The organism is Paenibacillus sp. SRL342, assembly GCF_984798905.1.
The window spans coordinates 2578828-2598967 of sequence record NZ_OZ481790.1; the positions used below are offsets into that span (position 1 = coordinate 2578828).

Consider the following 20140-nt stretch of genomic DNA (forward strand, 5'->3'; position numbering starts at 1 on the left):
TTGTTAATATCAAACAGTTGGAACCAAATGTCGATTTCAATTTCAAGGTTGAGATCAAGGCAATTATAGAGATGTAGGAGGGCCAACCATGAAAAAAATTCAGCTGGGCAATGGCCTCAGAGTTGTCATGGAACAGATACCGACCTGCCGTTCTGTGTCTTTCGGAATATGGGTCAAGACAGGTTCGCGCAATGAGCAACCTGCAAGTAACGGAGTATCACATTTTATTGAACACATGTTGTTCAAAGGAACAGATCGTTATGATGCCAAGGCGATTGCAGAGCAGTTCGATGCGATTGGCGGTAATGTGAATGCGTTCACTTCCAAAGAATACACGTGTTATTATGCTAAAGTGTTGGATGAACATTTGCCGATTGCGGTTGATGTATTGTCTGATATGTTTTTCCGCTCCAAAATGGATGATGGTGAATTGATCAAGGAGAAAAACGTCATTCTGGAAGAAATCTCAATGTATGAAGATACGCCGGATGATATGGTTCATGATCTGATGGCCTTGGCCGCCTATGGTGAGCATCCACTCGCATACCCAATCCTGGGTACGGAAGAACGTCTCAAAGCGATGGATTCCAGTCATCTGCGTGCATATATGAAGGAGCACTACACGATTGAGAACACGGTCATTAGTATCGCGGGTAATATTGATGACAGTGTAATCGATCTGATGGAGAAGCATTTTGGTGCTTTTGATGTAAATGGGGTAACGGAAGCAGTCACGATGCCAGCCTTCCAAAGTGGACAGCTCTTTCACAAAAAGAAAACGGAACAGAATCATATCTGTATTTCGTTCCCGGGCTGTAAAATCGGTGATCCGCTGCAATTCGCTATGGTTGTTCTGAATAACGCCATTGGTGGAGGCATGAGCTCCAGACTGTTCCAGGAAATTCGTGAGAAACGGGGTCTTGCGTACTCCGTGTATTCCTATCATAGCTCTCATGCGGACAGCGGACTTTTCACGATATATGCGGGTACAGCACCAAAACAGACCAAAGAAGTGCTCGATCTGACCAAAGAGGTTCTGCGCGACCTGGCTGTTAACGGCTTGTCCGAAGATGAACTTCGTAAAGGAAAAGAACAGCTGAAAGGCAGCTTGATTCTGAGCTTGGAAAGCACAGGCAGTCGCATGAATCGTCTGGGTAAAAACGAACTCATGCTGGGCAGACACCATACGCTGGATGAGATGATCACCAAAATTGAGCAAGTTACCATGGACGATATTAACGCGGTACTTGATCTGATGTTTGCTGAGCCTTTTGCACTTGCTATGGTTGGCGCTTCAGATAAGACGATCGCTGGATTGAGAAGGGATGATTTTGTTGCATTACGTTCAAATACAGAAACTGCCGGGCAATGAAGATATTAAACTGCCTCAAAAAATGTCGGAGCTGGCATCCGGCTTTGATGTAGTAGCTGCACTTCAGGAAGATGTTGTATTGCACCCGGGTCAGCGTACGCTGATTCCTACCGGACTTGCGATGGCAATGCCAGCTGGATTGGAAGCACAGATCCGTCCTCGGAGCGGACTGGCATTCAAACATGGTATTACCTGCCTTAACACACCGGGGACCATTGATGCGGATTATCGCGGAGAAGTTAAAGTGCTGTTGATTAATCTGGGTCAGGAACCGTTCACGATTGTACGGGGAGAGCGCATCGCACAGATTGTCTTCCAGACCGTGCCTGCGGTTGAATTGACGGAAGTGAATGAACTTTCGGAAACGGTACGTGGCGAAGGCGGATTTGGTCATACCGGGAAATAAGCAGCGTAAATATACCCATTCTTTAGAGTCGTCCCTGACAGGGGCGGCTCTTTTTTACATTCGAGAAACGGACGGTGGAATGCAATTATTGTTTTCACCCCCCTGTGGGCCCTTGCATACGATAAGGCATACATGTGGTGAAAGGAGTGACGTCCCGATGCTGACCGGAGTCCGGATTGTAGTCCTGGGCGGAGATGCGCGGCAGCTTGAAGTCATTCAAAAGTGCGCTGAGCTGGATGCAACGGTAAGTGTGGTGGGTTTCGATAAAATAGAGCGTTCCATTCCAGGGATTGAGCACCAGGAACTGGAGGACGAAGTGTTTGCTTCCGCAGATGTACTGGTACTGCCTGTCGTCGGTTGCGATGATCAGGGGAAAGTAAGTACTTCATTCAGTGACACACCGATCTATTTGAAAAAGGAACATATTGCAGCATTACCAGAGCATTGTATTGTGTTCACAGGTATGGCAAAGCCGTTCCTGCGCGAACTTTGTCTTGAAAATGGGCTGCGACTTGTTGAAGTACTTGATCGTGATGATATTGCACTTTACAACTCTATTCCAACAGCTGAGGGAGCCATCGCCATAGCTATTCGGGAGACGGACTTCACAATCCATGGTTCGGAATGCATTGTGCTTGGCATTGGTCGAACAGGATTCACAATGGCCAAAACATTGCAGGGACTTGGAGCAAATGTACGGGTGGGAATCAGGCGGGAAGAGGATGCTGCCCGCGCTACAATAATGGGCTGGAAGCCTTTCATGACAACGGATTTGGCCGCTCAAACCGGGGAAGTTGACTTGCTTTTTAATACGATACCGACTATGATAATCACAGCACAAATCCTGTCCAGAATGCCGCAAAAGGCTGTCATTATCGACCTCGCATCCGCTCCTGGCGGCTGTGATTTCAGGTATGCTGACAAACGCGGTATCAAAGCGCTACTTGCGCCTGGCCTCCCCGGCATTGTTGCTCCCAAAACGGCTGGCGGCATTATTGCCGACGCGTTGATCCGTTTGCTTTTGGAAGAACAGAACGCACGGGAGGTTAAATCATGAACTGGCAGGGAAAAACGGTAGGTTATGCAATTACGGGTTCTCATTGTACGTTTGAAGAGGTTATGCCGGTAATTAGCCGCTTCGTAGCTGAAGGTGCCAACGTCATTCCGATTATTTCGAATTCGGTTCTGACGACGGATACACGCTTTGGTACGGCGCAAAATTGGCAAAAACAGTTGAAAGATATAACAGGTAATGATATCATTTCTACAATTGTTGAAGCGGAGCCATTAGGGCCTTCCAAGTTGCTTGATGTGCTGGTGATTGCTCCATGCACAGGGAATACAACAAGCAAGCTGGCTAATGCGATGACCGACAGTCCAGTGCTAATGGCCGCCAAAGCGCAGATGCGCAATCAGCGTCCGCTTGTGCTCGCGATTTCCACGAATGACGGTCTGGGCTTGAATGCTGCGAATATCGCCAAATTGCTCGTGGCCAAATATTTGTATTTTGTGCCATTTGGGCAGGACGATCCAATGAAAAAACCAAACTCGTTAGTCGCCAAAATGGAATTGATTCCAGAGGCTTGCTGGAGTGCTCTTGAGGGCAAACAGTTGCAGCCGATGATTGTGGAGCGTTCTTCACAGGCTTGATGGAACAATGATTCGGTGACAACGTTTATGCGCTTGGAGAAATGAAGGGGTTCGAGAGACAAAGAAAATCATGGGGGACGATATGCTGGATTGAACAGCTACTATGTCCACGTTCCTGTATATAAGGCATTCCTGCTTGCGGGCAGTACAGGTTAAGCAAGCGGGAGAGGTCTATTGTGAATGTATGCGTCATGACCTCGTATAAAATGCTGAAATTATCGCATCAGAACGCTCCCTAGAGTGATCCATTTGTTGATTTGACCCGTGTCCAGTCTTCTTGCGTACACAAATGGAGGAATAAAGATGCGTATCATGGTACAGAAATTCGGAGGCACGTCTCTCTCCACTGTTCAGGCGAGAGAGCATGTGCTCCGTCACGTTAAACGTGAACTTGAAGCAGGATTGAGTCTGGTCATCGTTGTGTCTGCGATGGGCCGCCGCGGCGAGCCATATGCGACTGATACATTGCTGGACTGGGCTGCACAGAACGGAAACGCACTATCCGCACGCGAAAAGGATTTACTGCTGTGCTGTGGTGAAATCATATCTGCGACAACGTTGAGCAGTTTACTCGAACATGAAGGCATTCCAACTACAGTGCTGACCGGCGCACAAGCAGGTTTTGTGACGGACGACAATTTCGGGAATGCCCGGATATTGGATGTCCGTCCTGTTCGTGTGTTGGAGCAGCTTCAGCTCGGCCGTGTCGTTGTTGTAACCGGATTCCAGGGGCAGACAGAGAACGGAGACTTCACGACATTGGGTCGTGGGGGAAGTGATACGTCTGCTACAGCTCTCGGTGCAGCATTACGTGCTGAAATGGTGGATATCTACACAGATGTGAACGGGATACTTACCGCTGATCCGCGAATTGTTGAGGATGCACGTCCACTGACTGTTGTGAGTTATGCAGAGATCTGTAACATGGCCCACCACGGGGCCAAGGTAATCCATCCACGTGCGGTTGAGATTGCGATGCAATCCCAAATTCCAGTGCGGGTAAGATCTACTTTTGCAGACACGGAAGGAACGCTGGTTACGCATCCGGAAGGATTTCAGGATGTGCAGACAGGCATTGTTGACCGTTATGTAACAGGCATCGCCTACGTGAGCAATGTAACGCAAATTACGGTGGATGTGCCTGGTGGTGGTGCAGATCGATTGCAACTTAAAGTGTTCAAAACCATGGCAGAGAATTCAATCAGTGTTGATTTTATTAATGTTACCCCCTCGGGAGTTGTCTATACGGTTTTTGACAGTGATTCCGAGAAAGCCATACAGGTATTGCAGGAGATAGGTCTCAAGCCACAAAGCTTGTCCGGTTGTGCCAAAGTGTCCGTCATTGGCGGAGGCATTAATGGTGTACCTGGAATTATGGCTCGAATCGTGGAGTCCTTGACACTGGCAGACATTCAGATCTTGCAATCGGCAGATTCGAATACAACGATCTGGGTACTCGTAAAAAAAGAAGATATGGTTCAGGCCCTGAGGGCACTTCACGCCTCATTCGAACTTCATTTGTAAATAACTGAAGTTAGAGGAGCCAAACCTGTTTTGAAGGAGGAATCGAATTGGACTTTGGAAGATTGATTACAGCAATGGTCACTCCGTTCAATGAACAAGGAGAGATTCATTGGGAGGAAACGGCACGTCTAATCGACTATCTGATTGCAGATCAAAAGTCGGAGACGCTTGTGGTTTCTGGAACAACAGGGGAGTCTCCAACACTTAGTGATACTGAGAAAGTTCAATTATTCGAATTTGCAGTGAAACATGCGGCCGGTCGGTGCAAAATTATAGCCGGAACGGGAAGCAATAACACGGCACATTCCATCCATTTGACACAGGAAGCTGAACGTGCCGGAGTGGATGGCATATTGTTGGTAGTTCCGTATTATAACAAACCTAGCCAAGAAGGTTTGTTCAAACATTTTGAAGCGATTGCAGGCTCTACCAAGCTGCCAATTATGCTCTACAACGTGCCTGGGCGGACTGTAACCAGCCTGTCAGCAGCGACAACACTTCGTCTTGCGCAGATACCTAATATCGTCGCTACGAAGGAATGTGCGTCTATGGAGCAGGTTACGCTGATTGCAACAAGTGCTCCAGAGAATTTCAGAGTCTATTCCGGTGATGATGCTTCAGGCTTACCAGCGATTGCGGTTGGAGCACATGGAATTGTCAGTGTGGCCAGTCATGTCGTAGGGGCAGAAATGAAGAAAATGATTGATGCCTTCTATGGCGGAGCACCTCTTGAGGCTGCTCAGATTCATCAGCAGTTGTTCCCAGTGTTCAAAGGCCTGTTTGAGTGTCCACAGCCTCTACCAAACCCGGTAGCGGTGAAATATGCGCTGACATTACGTGGTCTAGACGTTGGTTCTGTACGATTGCCCCTTATTCCGCCAACGGAAGAGGAGCAGGTTTATATCAAAGGTTTGCTTAATTTGTAATCATTTTGGCTGCTTATGGACTATTTTATTAATCATGGGAATATCCTTCAGATCAGCAAAAGAACCGCTCCTCTTCGTAGAGGCTGCGGTTCTTTTTTTTACGAGTAATGTGAGGTTTCTTTTCGAATGCTAAGGGGAAACCTACAGGTTAACGAGAGAGTGACTTGTTTTTTTTGTTTTTAATCATGTATAATGATGTCAAGTGACTGGGTGCGGTATTTTTTTGAAATTGAAAGCGACATCGTTTCGTGGTGTAGCTTTGCGGTGAAAAAGGAAGGAACGGCTAAGAGGGAATTTCAAATCCAACTTGTTGGTCAAAGGGAATAACTTCGAAGAACTTCTTCCAAATATCGTGAATAAAGGTGTTCTTTTGCATTCATCCCGATAGGTGGGTATGTGATGTATAGACTACTTTTCTTAACTTACAATAAATAATAAGGTACGACGTCCAACTACCATAGGAGGTTTAGATTCATTTGTCTAAGAAAAATAATAACGATAAACTGATGATTTTTGCTTTGGGCGGCGTAGGCGAGATTGGTAAAAATATGTACGTCATCCAATACGCCAACGACATTGTAGTCGTAGATGCTGGTCTTAAATTCCCGGAAGAAGATATGCTTGGTATTGATATTGTCATCCCTGACATTTCTTACCTGACTGAGAACCGTGACAAAGTAAGAGGAATTATCCTTACTCACGGACATGAGGATCACATTGGTGGTCTGCCATATGTTCTCAAACATCTGAATGTTCCTGTATACGGAACAAGACTTACGCTTGGACTTGTAGAAAACAAGTTGAAAGAAGCGAATCTGCTGGGTGAAACAAAACGTATTCTGATTGATGCTGATTCCGAGATCCAACTTGGATCTGTTCTGAAAGCATCGTTCTTCGCTACTAACCATAGTATTCCGGATTCTGTTGGTGTATGTGTCGAAACACCGGAAGGTGCAGTTGTTCACACAGGTGACTTCAAATTCGACCATACTCCAGTCAATGGTCAATATGCAGATCTTCAGCGTATGGCACAGATCGGAACAAATGGCGTGTTAGCGCTGTTGTCCGACAGTACAAACGCTGAGAAACCTGGATTCACACCATCGGAGAAAAATGTGGGTATCGTTCTGGAAGATATCTTCCGTAAAGCTAGTCAACGTGTTGTTGTAGCGACATTTGCTTCCAACGTACACCGTATCCAACAAGTGATCAATGCAGCAGAAGTGACTGGACGTAAAGTTGCAGTTATCGGACGCAGCATGGTGAATGTGGTTGGTATTGCTTCAGAACTGGGTTATCTTGAGATTCCGGATGGCATGATCATTGAACCTGAAGAAGTAGGTAAGATGGCAGCTGATCGTGTCGTAATTCTCTGTACAGGAAGTCAAGGAGAGCCAATGTCAGCACTGACACGTATGGCTCGTTCCACACACCGTAAAGTGGACATCCTGCCAGGTGATACCGTTATTATCGCAGCAACACCAGTTCCAGGTAATGAAAAATATGTAGGCCGTACGATTGATGAACTGTTCCGTCTGGGTGCTAACGTGCATTACAGCGGTGCTAACAGTGGCGTCCACGTATCTGGTCATGGTAGCCAGGAAGAGCTGAAACTGATGCTCAACCTGATGAAACCGAAATTCTTCTTGCCAATTCACGGTGAATTCCGTATGCAGCGTCGCCACGCGGTTCTTGCTGAATCTGTAGGGGTAGAACCTGAGAACATTTTCATCACGGATATCGGTGAAGTGATTGAAATTCAAGGTGGAGCAGCACGTAGAGCGGGTAAAGTTACTGCAGGTAATGTGTTGATCGATGGCTTGGGTGTAGGCGATGTGGGTAACATTGTACTTCGTGACCGCAAATTGTTGTCACAAGATGGTATCCTTGTTGTTGTGGTAACCCTGAGCAAACAGGATGGAAAAATTGTTTCCGGTCCTGACATCATCTCTCGCGGATTTGTGTATGTACGTGAATCGGAAGGACTACTGGATGAGGCCAACCGGATCGTTAGCAGCACATTGCAGAAGTTGATGAGTGAGAACGTTAACGAGTGGGCTTCACTCAAAACGAATGTTAAAGATGCATTGGGACGCTTCCTGTATGAGCAAACTCGTCGTAGACCGATGATTTTGCCAATCATTATGGAAGTTTAAAATAAGCAAAAACATATATTCAGGCACACAGTCGCCCCTTCTCTACGAGTAATATTGGACGGTTCCTCGTAGAGAAGGGGCTTTTTTTGCGTTTTTCAAGGAGATTGCCACAATGTGAGGCAATTTGATGTTGCGGGTATAAGGCGGTTGGAAAATTCCCCATACTAAGGAAATACATTAAATGTTTCTGGAGAAGGGGATTAATGAAATGAATGAACGTATGAATGACAAGCAGGCGTCAAAATCCAATCAGCCGGAGGTTGAAGCACCGGAAATGCCGATCAGGGAGGAGAAGGACATCTCTCCCGTGACGGAGGCTATTCAGCAATTTGGGCAGACACAGTCGCCAGCAGGCGAATCGAACATCTTCTGTATGACCATTATTGGACAGGTGGAAGGGCATTTAATTTTGCCACCACAAAATAAAACAACAAAGTACGAGCATATTATTCCACAGCTTGTCGCTGCAGAGCAGAATCAGCGTATTGAAGGTATTCTGATCATTCTGAACACGGTAGGTGGAGATGTAGAGGCGGGTCTGGCTATTGCAGAGATGATTGCTTCTCTGAGCAAACCTACGGTTACTGTGGTCATTGGAGGCGGGCATAGCATTGGAGTTCCGATCGCTGTAGCTTCGACGTATTCTCTCATTGCTGGAAGTGCCACGATGACGATCCATCCCATTCGGATGAACGGTCTTGTCATTGGTGTACCTCAGACATTTGAGTACATGGAGAAAATGCAGGAACGGGTTGTTCGTTTCGTCACTTCACATTCAAATATATCTGAAGAGATGTTCAAGGAACTGATGTTTAAGACCGGTGAGTTGAACCGGGATATTGGTACAGCTGTAGGAAGCGCAGATGCAGTGAAATATGGACTAATGGATGCAGTTGGCGGCATTGGTCAGGCCATTGCGCAGTTAAATCAGCTCATAGGCGACAACAGACAGACCCTGCAAGCGGGAGGTTATACCCAATGACACTATACACCGTGATGCCCCCTGAACAACTATGGTCAGGCATGTGGAAAGAGAGTGAAGATACGAGAGAGATCAAGATGAATGGATTATTAATGCAGGTGAGACCAGTGAATGATAATGAAGCTGTTATTGTACGATTGCTGGATTGTCCACTTGAAGCCTATCTCAATCCTGCCAATATGCCGGGTTCAACCATCCCGCTTTCTGGTAACTCGGGGTCAGCATAACACGACGAATTCAGACAAATTGAGCAGAAAAAGAACATATGTACGGATTATATTTGTATGGTATAATATTCTTCTGGGGGTGACCTGATTTTGGCCAGAAGAAAAAAGAGGAAAAAAAAGGGCGCTGGTTTTAGTGGCGTTTTAAAATATGAGATATACGGGATTGTGCTTATAACCCTTGCTGTGATTGCATTATCGGGTGAAGCCACCGTTGGACGTTCGCTTTCCAAGATGTTCGGACTGATGCTTGGTAAGTTTTATTTTGCGATTCCACTTGTTGGTATTTATTATGGTCTCATGGTGATGATTCACCGGAAATGGCCGAGTGGCTGGACCACACGCAAGACAGGACTTGTTTTGCTGGTCTTTGCTTTAACTCTCATGAGTACTGTTTCTGCAATGCACCAGAAGCTCATTCCGGTTGGTGCGCTTGAGCCTGGTGCTGTGATTACGCAGGTACATAATGATATGCAAACCGAGTTGCTAACCCCTGCTGCGCCAGGTGAGAGGGACTCCATGCTTAACAAGGACATCAGCGGTGGTTATCTTGGAGCTGGGCAATTTGCTCTTTTCCTGTGGCTGTTCGGCAGTCTTGGGGCGAGACTCATCATGATTGTCATGTTTATCATCAGTTTTATGCTGATTACGAGTCTATCTTATGTGGATTTGATACGAATATTCCGTACAAAGATTTGGGATGCCGGGAGTTCGATGTACAAGAAGCTGGAGTCGAGGCCCTCTGTACGTTCTGCTTCAGCGTCTGATGGAAGGAAAAAAGGTAACGCTCGTAAAGTGGTCCCTGTTCCTGTTGAAGATGACGAAGACGAGTATGAGGATGAATTAGAGGAACAGCATCTGCCAAAACGAAACTCGCCCATATTCTTCCAACTTTTCGGAAAATGGGGAGCTAAACGGGAACAGGCGACATCAGGACGTGAAATGGATGAGGTCGATTCGGCAGAAACAGAACAGATTGTGTACCGCGCCGAACAAGATCACAATGTAGAGGCGTGGCAGGATGCGACCGAAGACGTAGTGAACAAATCAGCTTCATCACGTGTTCCTGTTCAGGCTAAACCTAACTCAGCGCCGATCATTCGAGACTTTTTCGAGCACGTCAGAACAGAAGAGGCAAGCATTGAAGATGATCTGGACGATGCTTATCCTTTCCCGGATAATCTGGCCGATCCAAACGTAGTACAACAGGACGAGCATGCCATTAAAATAACGGATGAACTGGTAGAGACGGAGTGGTCTGCATCCGATGCGGGTACAAACGGGATGAATGCTGTGGATGAGATTCAGAGTGGAGAAGAAGTACCTAATGATGCAATGCAGGGAACAGATACTCCAACTCCTGAAGGGCAGGACACACAACCGGTGAAACCACCACCGCCACCTCCTAAGCCGTACAAGCTGCCATCATTCCGTCTCCTTGCCAAGCCAAACAATGGGGGCAAGGCGGGTGACCAGAAGGATTATATGCAGACAGCACGCAAGCTGGAAGCTACACTGGAGAGTTTTGGTGTTCGTGCCAAAGTGCTTGAAGTGGTACGGGGCCCTGCTGTTACAAGGTATGAAATTCAACCTGATATTGGTGTTAAAGTCAGCAGAATTGTCAGCCTAACTGATGATATCGCGTTGGCTCTGGCGGCAAAAGATATTCGGATGGAAGCACCGATTCCCGGAAAGTCTGCGATTGGTATCGAAGTACCTAATGGTGAAGTATCGGTTGTAACGATGCGTGAAGTAATGGAGACAGCAACGTTCCAGGATGCAGAATCCAAAGTGACCATTGCCTTTGGCCGAGATATCTCGGGACAGACGATTATTGGTAACTTGGCTCGTATGCCCCATTTGCTGGTCGCGGGTGCTACAGGTTCCGGTAAGTCGGTGTGTATTAACGGAATTATTACCAGCATATTGTACAAAGCCAAGCCGGATGAAGTGAAGTTTCTGATGGTCGATCCCAAGATGGTTGAGTTGAACGTATATAACGGAATTCCACATCTGATGGCACCAGTAGTAACTGATCCTAAACGAGCGTCACTTGCTCTTAAAAAGATTGTGGTTGAGATGGAGAAACGATATGAACTGTTCTCCAAATCAGGCACACGTAACGTCGAGGGTTACAATAATCTGATGAAAGATAATCCTGCGGCTGTTCTGCCTTATATCGTTGTCATTGTGGATGAGCTTGCAGATCTGATGATGGTTGCAGCCGGAGATGTAGAGGATGCCATTGCACGACTTGCTCAGATGGCTCGTGCAGCCGGAATCCATCTAATTATTGCCACACAACGTCCTTCTGTTGACGTTATTACCGGGGTAATCAAGGCTAACATTCCATCGCGGATTGCCTTCGGCGTATCCTCCCAAGTCGATTCCCGAACGATTCTGGATATGGGTGGGGCTGAGAAACTGTTGGGCCGTGGAGACATGTTGTTCATGCCAATGGGCGCATCAAAACCGGTTCGTGTACAAGGTGCATTTATGAGCGATGAAGAAGTCGAGAATATTGTAAACTACGTACGTGGTCAAGGTGAAGCACAGTATGATGAGTCCCTTGTACCTGAGGTGGATGACTCTATCCAGGCTGAAGATGAAGTACAGGACGAGTTATACGAAAAGGCAGTACAGATTATTCTGGAGGCCAAGCAAGCGTCTGTTTCTCTGCTACAACGTCGAATGCGAGTAGGATACACCCGTGCCGCACGTTTGATTGACTCCATGGAAACCCGGGGCGTTATTGGTCCTTACGAGGGTAGCAAACCAAGGGAAGTACTGATTTCACTTGAACAGTATCAGCAGAATAAAATAAGCTCGTAGTGTAACATGTAACATGGTTACAACGAATCGTTTAAGCCCTCAACCGTATTGGTTGAGGGCTTTTTGCTTGCTCAGTAGACTGAAGTTTTGCCATCTACTCCAAAGATCGGATGATTTGGTGCATAGGAAACAAGCAGGCTTGTCATAATAACCTTAGCGATTCTGTTAATCCCACAAGAGAAAGGTAGAGCACAGTCGATGCGAAAAATGAACCTATGGCTTTTCACTGCTATTTTGCTGATATCCGCATTGGGAATTCGTTATTTGCTTCCTGGGAATACAGCAACTGAAAGTTCAGCCGAGCGTACACCGCAGGTAGAAGAAAAGGCCTTGCCTACGTTTAGCAGCAATACAGTGAAATATGGAAGTTATGGTCAGGATGTATATGAGCTTCAGGGGCGTCTGAAGTACCTGGGATTTTACAATGGTAAAATCGACAGTAATTTTGGCAGCAGCACACTGAAATCCGTTAAATGGTTTCAATCCGAGTTTGGCATGAAGGCAGATGGTGTGGTTGGAGCTGAGACCAAGCTCAAGCTGTACAATGCGTCAACTAAATGGTCGCCAACAGAGCCGCCGCTACACAAGGAGTCCTCAGGTGGGGGTGGAGGCAGCAACAATACGGCAGATAAAGAGCAAGATAATATGGGATCTGCCAATGCCCTTGGTCTCTCAGAGAATGAACTCAAGATTATGGCTAACGCTGTATATGGTGAAGCCCGGGGTGAACCGTTTGAAGGTCAAGTCGCAGTAGCAGCAGTAATTTTGAATCGCGTAAATTCACCAAGTTTTCCAAGTACACCTTCTGGTGTAATTTTTCAACCAGGCGCATTTACGGCTGTAGCGGACGGACAGATCTATCTGGAACCGAACGCACAAGCCAAAAAGGCAGTTGAGCAAGCCCTGAATGGATGGGATCCGTCCGGTGGATGTCTCTATTATTTTAACCCGAAGACAGCAACATCCAAATGGATCTGGACCCGCCCGCAAGTGAAAACAATCGGACAGCATATCTTTTGTATGTGATGATGTTGGAAGCAACCAGAAGGCGTGACTTCGGTTGCTTCTTGCCTTTTGAATGGGTTAAAATGGTTGTTACGTTTAGCATAATACGATTGCATGATAAATGACGCCGTAAAGGGGTTTTGACATTTGAATACATCAGGATTCGAACGAGGTAACAAGAGAGAGTTTCGTATACATGTGCTTCCGACTAAACGTTTCAAAACGTTTGCTATATCGCTATATGCAGGAGTTCCCTTACGGGAAGATACAGTAACCAAAGTAGCGCTGACACCTTTTGTTCTGCGACGCGGCACGGAGTCCTATCCGGAAACAACGCAATTTCGTGAGCAACTGGAGCATCTGTATGGAGCAGGTTTTGGTTTTGATGTCTATAAACGCGGGGATTATCAGATTGTACAGTTCCGAATGGATACCATTAATGATTCCTTTGTTGGAGGGGATGAGCAGCTACTGGATCGTTCATTTGCCTTCCTTGGAGAGGTTCTTACACGACCTGCACAGGAGAATGGACATTTCAGGACGTCTTATGTACAAGCAGAGCGAGAGACTGTTCGTAAAAAGCTGGAGTCCATCGTGAATGATAAAATGCGCTATGCCGCTGAACGCAGTATTGAGGAAATGTGCAAGAACGAGCCGTACCGTCTTCACCCACTGGGTGAGCGAAAGGCTCTGCCCGGAATCGAGCCTGACACACTGACTGCGTCTTATCAGGAGTGGCTGCAAAAGGCGAGTATGGATCTATACGTGGTAGGGGATACGACACTGGAGGAGGTCGAGAACCTTGTTCAGCGTCATTTCAATGTAGATCGAACGTCCTCCTCTGATTATCAGACACAGGCAGCGGTTCGAGGAGATAAGGAAGTGGAGACCGTTGTGGAGCGACTGAATGTGAGTCAGGGAAAACTCAATATGGGACTCCGTACATCTATCACTTATGGAGATCCTCAGTATGCCGCAGCACTAATGTACAACGGGATTCTCGGTGGTTATCCTCATTCCAAACTGTTTGTCAATGTTCGTGAAAAAGAAAGTCTGGCGTATTACGCGTCTTCGCGTTATGACGGACATAAGGGTATTGCAACGATTCAATCCGGGATTGAAATCCCTAATTATGAGAAGGCTGTCACTATCATCAAGCAGCAGCTGGAAGAAATGAAAAGTGGTACAATCAGTGATCTGGAAATGTCCCAGACCAAAGCAATGATCCGTAACCTGCTTAAGGAAATGCAGGATTCTGCTTTTGAGATGATCGCTTATGACTTCAATCGACAGTTGTCCGGCAAAGAGAGAACGGCTGAAGAATTGTTGGCTCAGGTAGAACATATTAGCAAGGAAGATGTGCGTGAGGCGGCAGAACAATTCCGCCTGGATACGATTTATTTCTTGCGGGATGAGAAGGAGGAATAATCGGTGGAGAGCATTCGGTATGAGCATTTGCAGGAGACACTATATTACGAAGTAATGGATAACGGACTGCATGTCTATATTTTGCCTAAACCGGGATTCCAGAAAACGTATGCTACGTTTGCAACCAAGTATGGATCGGTGGATAATCATTTTCAGGTTGAAGGAAAGGAAGAAGTGAAGGTTCCGGATGGGATTGCTCATTTCCTCGAGCATAAAATGTTCGAAGAACCAACAGGAGATATTTTTGCCACGTTTGCGTCTCATGGTGCTTCAGCTAACGCATTTACGAGCTTTGATCAGACGGTTTATTTGTTTTCAGCGACTGAATATGTGAATGAAAATATACAAACATTAGTCGACTTTGTGCAAAATCCTTACTTCACGGATCAAAATGTTGAAAAGGAAAAAGGCATTATCGGACAGGAAATTGATATGTATGCTGACAATCCGGATTGGCGTGTTTATTTTGGATTGATTGAGGCCATGTATCAGAAACATCCAGTGCATATCGATATTGCAGGAACGGTGGAGTCCATCCGTACAATCACCAAAGAGATGTTATATGAGTGTTATAACACCTTCTATCACCCGAGTAACATGCTCTTGTTTGTGGTGGGTGGTGTAGATCCACAAGAAGTTATTGATATGGTTCGATCGAACCAGGAGCAGAAGGATTATAAGCCACAGGGGAGTATTCAACGTTTCTTCGAACCGGAGCCTGAGCAGGTAGGAGAAGCCAGACGGGAAGCAAAACTGGCTGTTTCACTGCCCAAATGTCTGTTTGGATTCAAGGAGACGGACGTTGGACTTACCGGGGAACAATTGTTACGGCGAGATATGACCACGCAGCTGATGATGGATCTTTTGTTTGGCTCAAGCACACGATTATTCCAGAAGCTCTACGATGAAGATCTGATCTCGGACAGCTTTGGACATGAGTATAACAGTTCGCCGCAATATGCGTTTTCAGCCATTGGTGGTGATACAAAAGACCCGGATCAACTGCTTGCGCGTATACGTGAAGAAGTGGATGCCATTGTAGAAAAAGGGTTCGAATCCACAGATTTTGAACGTGCACGCAAAAAGAAAATAGGCGGATATTTGCGTATGCTCAATTCTCCGGAGAACATTGCGCATGAATTTACACGTCAGCAATTCCGTGGCGGTGAGTTTTTCAATATGCTCCCGCTCTATGAATCGATTACACTGGAAGATGTAAATCTCAGACTGAGAGAGCATATTCGCTGGGATCAACTGGCTGTATCGCTAGTCGTGAGTCCTTGATATGGAGAGGGGAACAGGACAATTGAAGGCAATCGGGGAAATGACTGTACTGGTAACTGGCGCAAGCGGTGGTATTGGAGCGGCGATCGCAGAACGCTTCGCCAGAGTGGGAATGAATGTTGTTATACACTATATGAAATCGCATGAAGCAGCGAATGAAGCCGCTAGACGGTGCATGGAACAGGGCAGTGGAAAAATCATGACCGTGTCTGCGGATCTTCGCAGCCGTGAACAGATTGAGCGCATGCGTGAGAAGCTCGAGTCGCATAATCTTATGCCTGATATTCTTGTGAACAATGCAGGAATCTCACACTACGGAATGTTGGCTGATGTTACAGAGGAGATCTGGGATGAAGTGATGGCGATTAACCTCAAAGGCACGTTTATGTGTACACAGGAAATGATGCCTCACATGATCTCCCAAAGGTATGGCCGAATCATTAATGTATCGTCAATCTGGGGACTGTCTGGTGCTTCTTGTGAGGTGCTGTATTCCACAACCAAGGGTGGGGTGAATGCATTCACCAAAGCGCTTGCGAAAGAACTCGCACCTTCCGGAGTAACCGTAAATGCCGTTGCTCCTGGAGCCGTTCAGACATCCATGCTGAACCATCTGGATCAGAGTGAACTGAAGATGCTGGAAGAGGAAATTCCGGCAGGAAGGCTTGCTCAACCTGATGAAATCTCATCACTGGTTTATTTTCTGGCCCTCCCTGAATCGGGTTATATCAATGGGCAGATCATCAGTCCAAATGGCGGTTGGTTAACGTAAAAAAGCAAGAAAACTTGACTGGCTATGAACGAAACAGGTGAAGGTTGCCGAGAAGCGGCCGTCTTCCGGATTATTTTCAAATTGCTCGTATATAAAATGTCTCGAAAGCACATATTACAACTGTTGATTTTAAATCTCATGCGTCATCTAAGGAGGATTTATCATGTCAACAGAAAAAACAGTGCTCTCCAGTTTTGACACATGGAAGAAGTTCCTGGGTGACCGCGTACTGCAAGCAGAGAAGATGGGGATGAGTGAAGAAACCATCAACAAACTTGCGTATGAAATCGGCGACTTCCTTGATGAGAAAGTCGATCCGGCGAACCATTCCAACCGGGCATTGAAAGAGTTATGGGATGTCGGCGATGCAGATGAGCGTCGTACGATTGCGACCCTGATGGTCAAATTGGCCAAACAAAACGCATAAGATTACAGATGAAGAGCTCCCGCAAGGGGGCTTTTCTCTAATGATTACAAACGGATTACAGAGCTGTTCTTGTAATTCATTTTCATTTTATATATCATTAACGTGACCCATTTTTAGAAGATGTCTCAGATTGTTGTCCAGTGGACACGTTCTGTTGCTGTCGAATAATGTGGAATAATGCATTACGGGGTGTTGAAATGGAATCTAAACAATGGTACATGGAATATAAAATACATAAGAACAGACCTGGTTTGTTAGGCGATATTGCCTCTATGCTGGGGATGCTTGAAGTGAATATATTGACCATTAACGGTGTTGAAGGCAAAACTCGAGGCATGCTGCTTGAATCGGATGATGATGAAAAGATCCGTTTGCTTGGTGAAATGCTTGGCAAAGTAAACAGCATCACCGTCTCGGCTTTGCGTCAACCTAAATTGGTGGATATTCTGGCCGTGCGTCATGGCAGATACATTGACCGTGACTCGGATGATCGCAAGACATTTCGTTTCACACGAGATGAACTTGGGTTACTTGTGGACTTTTTGGGTGAAGTATTTAAGAGGGAAGGCAATCAGGTCATCGGTTTGCGCGGAATGCCTCGTGTTGGCAAAACGGAGTCTATTATTGCGGGCAGCGTATGTGCAATGAAGCGATGGACGTTTGTTTCCTCCACACTTCTTCGTCAGACGATAAGGAGTCAAATGTCCGAAGACGAATTGAACCCGAACAATGTGTTCATTATCGACGGAATTGTAAGTACGATTCGTTCAAGTGAGCGGCATTACAATTTGTTGCAGGATATTATGTCCATGCCTAGCACCAAAGTTATTGAACATCCGGATATTTTTGTTCAGGAATCCGAATATGATTTTAATGATTTTGATATTATAATTGAACTTCGCAACAATCCGAATGAAGAAATTATTTATGATACGTTTACGGCTAGCTACACCGATGAATTGTAAGGAACCGTACGGAATCATGGAATAGATTAGCAACAACTCAAGAGATAAACATAAGGAGGAGATGGCATGTCTGAACTGGGTCAGCAGTTAAGGGAGGCCCGGCTGCAAAAAGGGATGAGTCTTGACGATGTACAGGAAATGACAAAAATTCGCAAGAGGTATCTGGAGGCCATAGAAGCAGGAGACTATAAAGTGCTGCCGGGCAGCTTCTATGTGCGTGCTTTCATCAAAACCTATGCGGAGACTGTGGGACTGAACCCTGATGAGCTGCTGGAGGGACACAAAAAAGACGTACCCGCAGAAGAGACGGAAGCAACGATGGAACCGGTTATTCAGAAGCGTTCCAGCCGTCCGGTTGAGCGAAGTAATCGGTGGATGTCTGTTGCGCTGATGTGGACATTCCCTGTTTTGATCGTAGTGCTGTTGTATGTATACGTGGTGTATAACAATGGTGATGAATCAGATAATCAGGGGCTTGATTCAGTCAAAATTACAGACAGTCAACAACAGCCTGAAGATAAACCGGATCAACCTGCCGACAACGGACAGGCATCTAATCCGCCTGCGACAGATTCAGGTACTGACGGTACTGGTGAAGGCGACGCTGGCGGTAACGGTGGCGGTACTGACACAGAAGGACAGACGGACGGTCAAACTGATGGCCAAACTGATGGTCAAACTGATGGTCAAACGGACGGACAGACGGATGAAACTGAGGAAAAACCAACTGACAATTCACCGTCTAATGTGACTGTTGCAGAAGATGGGAAATCAGGGAATATTACGAACTTTAAAGTTAACGGTAGTGCAGGGCAACCTGTAACGGTTACGATCAAAGCAACAGGTAATAGCTGGCTGGAAGTGTATAAAGGCGAAAACTCCAGTGGAGAGAAGTTGGAGTATGGTAACACAGCCGAAGGTGACAGCTATACCTTTGAGTTGGATAGTGTAGGCATGTATATTAAGTCTGGTTACGCTGCAGCGACCACGATTGAAGTTGGCGGGCAAGTTGTTACGGATGGCAAGGCGACCAATCGGATCCGTTTGAAGCTTGGTGAAGACAGTAGTAGCACTACTTCTTCCACAGGTGTTGAAAATGGATCAACGGATGCTACAGGGGGTACCACGGGTAGCGAATAACCCGGTCAACTGCAGGAGACAATAATCGTGTCTTAACTTGCAGTTAACTTTTGGTGAAGTGAGGTGGATGGCTGTGACAGTCAGCTGGATCGTAACAGGTTTAGGGATCATTGTCAGCCTCCTGGGTTATTACCTGACTCCAAGTGCTTGGGGTTACGGAATATTGGGTTTTGGACTTGCACATGTACTTTTGGGTGTGCTCGATATGTTCAGACAGCCCAACCGCAGCCGCTATTAGTTGGAAGCTGGACCAGCAAAGCATTTTTGGCAGCCACTTCAAGTGGAAGCCAAAAATGCTTTTTTTCTTTGTGTAAACAGCTTGAAATTAGACTTTTGCTTAAGGTATCCTCTATAATGTTACAGAACATACGATTAACTGAAAGGGTGACTGGTTTGAGCTCAGAAAATTCATTTGATATCGTGTCCAAAATGGACTTGCAAGAACTGACAAATGCCGTTACACAAACCGAGAAGGAAATTGGCACTCGTTATGACTTCAAGGGCAGCAAGAGCAGCCTGAAACTGGATAAGGATGCGTTAACGATCGTATCTGATGATGAGACCAAACTCAAGGCTGTCATTGACGTGCTGCAATCCAAAATGGCGAAGCGTGGTCTACCATTGAAAAACATCGATTACGCAAAGGTAGAGCCAGCGTCTTCTGGTACAGTCCGCCAGCGTCTGAATTTTAAACAGGGGATTGATCAGGACATCGCCAAGAAAATCAATATCCTGATTCGGGATTCCAAGATGAAGGTGAAGAGTCAGATTCAGGGAGACCAACTCCGGGTAACTGGTAAGAGTAAAAATGATTTGCAAGCTGTCATGCAGCTGTTAAATGGTGCTAACCTGCCTCTGGATTTGCAATATACAAATTTCAAATAATATGGCCTTTCTGTAGCCAACGTGTTTTTTGACACGGTATTGGGCGTATATTATACTAAGTGTGCATTGCTGGCAGTCAAGCATCAAGTCCAGTCCTCATCGTTTGCTGACTTTGTGAAAAGCAGTACATCTTCTGGAAGTCACCGGAACGTTTAAAGCGTT

Annotated in this window: 19 protein-coding genes; all 19 read left to right on the forward strand. The window is 46.1% G+C overall.

Going from position 1 to position 20140, the window contains the following annotated elements; genetic code table 11:
• Positions 1-88 precede the first annotated feature (88 nt).
• The 19 genes from AC4E8D_RS11875 (at position 89) to AC4E8D_RS11965 (ending at position 19978) form a co-directional block, all read left to right on the forward strand.
• On the forward strand, positions 89-1372 hold the full coding sequence (locus AC4E8D_RS11875; protein WP_062833834.1) for a M16 family metallopeptidase: 1284 nt from the start codon (positions 89-91) through the stop codon (positions 1370-1372).
• The gene (dut, locus tag AC4E8D_RS11880; RefSeq protein WP_221824149.1) at positions 1332-1778 is read left to right on the forward strand and encodes a dUTP diphosphatase; all 447 of its coding nucleotides are present in this window, start codon (positions 1332-1334) and stop codon (positions 1776-1778) included. Before AC4E8D_RS11875 ends, dut begins: the two co-directional genes overlap by 41 nt.
• A gap of 157 nt (positions 1779-1935) precedes the next feature.
• Positions 1936-2835 (forward strand): dipicolinate synthase subunit DpsA, encoded by a 900-nt coding sequence (gene dpsA / locus AC4E8D_RS11885; RefSeq protein WP_076208873.1) that lies wholly within the window; start codon positions 1936-1938, stop codon positions 2833-2835.
• The gene (locus AC4E8D_RS11890) at positions 2832-3428 is read left to right on the forward strand and encodes a dipicolinate synthase subunit B (RefSeq protein WP_076208872.1); all 597 of its coding nucleotides are present in this window, start codon (positions 2832-2834) and stop codon (positions 3426-3428) included. Before dpsA ends, AC4E8D_RS11890 begins: the two co-directional genes overlap by 4 nt.
• Positions 3429-3731: 303 nt before the next feature.
• Entirely contained in the window at positions 3732-4952 is a 1221-nt protein-coding gene (gene dapG / locus AC4E8D_RS11895; RefSeq protein WP_036670402.1) for an aspartate kinase, read from the forward strand.
• Positions 4953-4999: 47 nt separating this feature from the next.
• Positions 5000-5878, forward strand: a complete 879-nt coding sequence (dapA, locus tag AC4E8D_RS11900; protein ID WP_490206253.1) for a 4-hydroxy-tetrahydrodipicolinate synthase — start codon at positions 5000-5002, stop codon at positions 5876-5878.
• Positions 5879-6354: 476 nt separating this feature from the next.
• Entirely contained in the window at positions 6355-8034 is a 1680-nt protein-coding gene (locus tag AC4E8D_RS11905) for a ribonuclease J (RefSeq protein WP_076208870.1), read from the forward strand.
• Between the two features lie 274 nt (positions 8035-8308).
• Positions 8309-9016, forward strand: a complete 708-nt coding sequence (locus AC4E8D_RS11910; protein ID WP_145321357.1) for a ClpP family protease — start codon at positions 8309-8311, stop codon at positions 9014-9016.
• A complete protein-coding gene (locus AC4E8D_RS11915; protein ID WP_336764907.1) occupies positions 9013-9243 on the forward strand; it encodes a YlzJ-like family protein in 231 nt (76 codons plus the stop codon). Before AC4E8D_RS11910 ends, AC4E8D_RS11915 begins: the two co-directional genes overlap by 4 nt.
• 90 nt (positions 9244-9333) lie before the next feature.
• Positions 9334-12072, forward strand: a complete 2739-nt coding sequence (locus AC4E8D_RS11920) for an FtsK/SpoIIIE family DNA translocase (protein ID WP_490206254.1) — start codon at positions 9334-9336, stop codon at positions 12070-12072.
• A 198-nt stretch (positions 12073-12270) separates the two neighbouring features.
• Positions 12271-13098 (forward strand): spore cortex-lytic enzyme, encoded by an 828-nt coding sequence (gene sleB, locus AC4E8D_RS11925; protein ID WP_047842506.1) that lies wholly within the window; start codon positions 12271-12273, stop codon positions 13096-13098.
• A 126-nt stretch (positions 13099-13224) separates the two neighbouring features.
• Complete coding sequence (gene yfmF / locus AC4E8D_RS11930) at positions 13225-14505, forward strand: EF-P 5-aminopentanol modification-associated protein YfmF (RefSeq protein ID WP_221824142.1); 1281 nt, start codon at positions 13225-13227, stop codon at positions 14503-14505.
• Positions 14506-14508: 3 nt separating this feature from the next.
• Positions 14509-15789, forward strand: a complete 1281-nt coding sequence (gene yfmH / locus AC4E8D_RS11935; protein ID WP_221824140.1) for an EF-P 5-aminopentanol modification-associated protein YfmH — start codon at positions 14509-14511, stop codon at positions 15787-15789.
• A 1-nt stretch (position 15790) separates the two neighbouring features.
• Entirely contained in the window at positions 15791-16561 is a 771-nt protein-coding gene (gene ymfI / locus AC4E8D_RS11940) for an elongation factor P 5-aminopentanone reductase (protein ID WP_076326809.1), read from the forward strand.
• Positions 16562-16724: 163 nt separating this feature from the next.
• A complete protein-coding gene (locus AC4E8D_RS11945) occupies positions 16725-16988 on the forward strand; it encodes a DUF3243 domain-containing protein (RefSeq protein ID WP_076208865.1) in 264 nt (87 codons plus the stop codon).
• A gap of 197 nt (positions 16989-17185) precedes the next feature.
• Positions 17186-17953, forward strand: a complete 768-nt coding sequence (locus AC4E8D_RS11950; RefSeq protein ID WP_047842510.1) for a DUF3388 domain-containing protein — start codon at positions 17186-17188, stop codon at positions 17951-17953.
• 66 nt (positions 17954-18019) lie between these two features.
• Positions 18020-19093 carry a RodZ domain-containing protein gene (locus tag AC4E8D_RS11955; protein ID WP_221824138.1) on the forward strand — a complete coding sequence of 358 codons (1074 nt, stop codon included), beginning with the start codon at positions 18020-18022 and terminating at the stop codon, positions 19091-19093.
• A 73-nt stretch (positions 19094-19166) separates the two neighbouring features.
• Positions 19167-19331 carry a hypothetical protein gene (locus tag AC4E8D_RS11960; protein ID WP_167350848.1) on the forward strand — a complete coding sequence of 55 codons (165 nt, stop codon included), beginning with the start codon at positions 19167-19169 and terminating at the stop codon, positions 19329-19331.
• Positions 19332-19486: 155 nt separating this feature from the next.
• The gene (locus AC4E8D_RS11965) at positions 19487-19978 is read left to right on the forward strand and encodes a YajQ family cyclic di-GMP-binding protein (RefSeq protein WP_017689115.1); all 492 of its coding nucleotides are present in this window, start codon (positions 19487-19489) and stop codon (positions 19976-19978) included.
• Positions 19979-20140 lie beyond the last annotated feature (162 nt).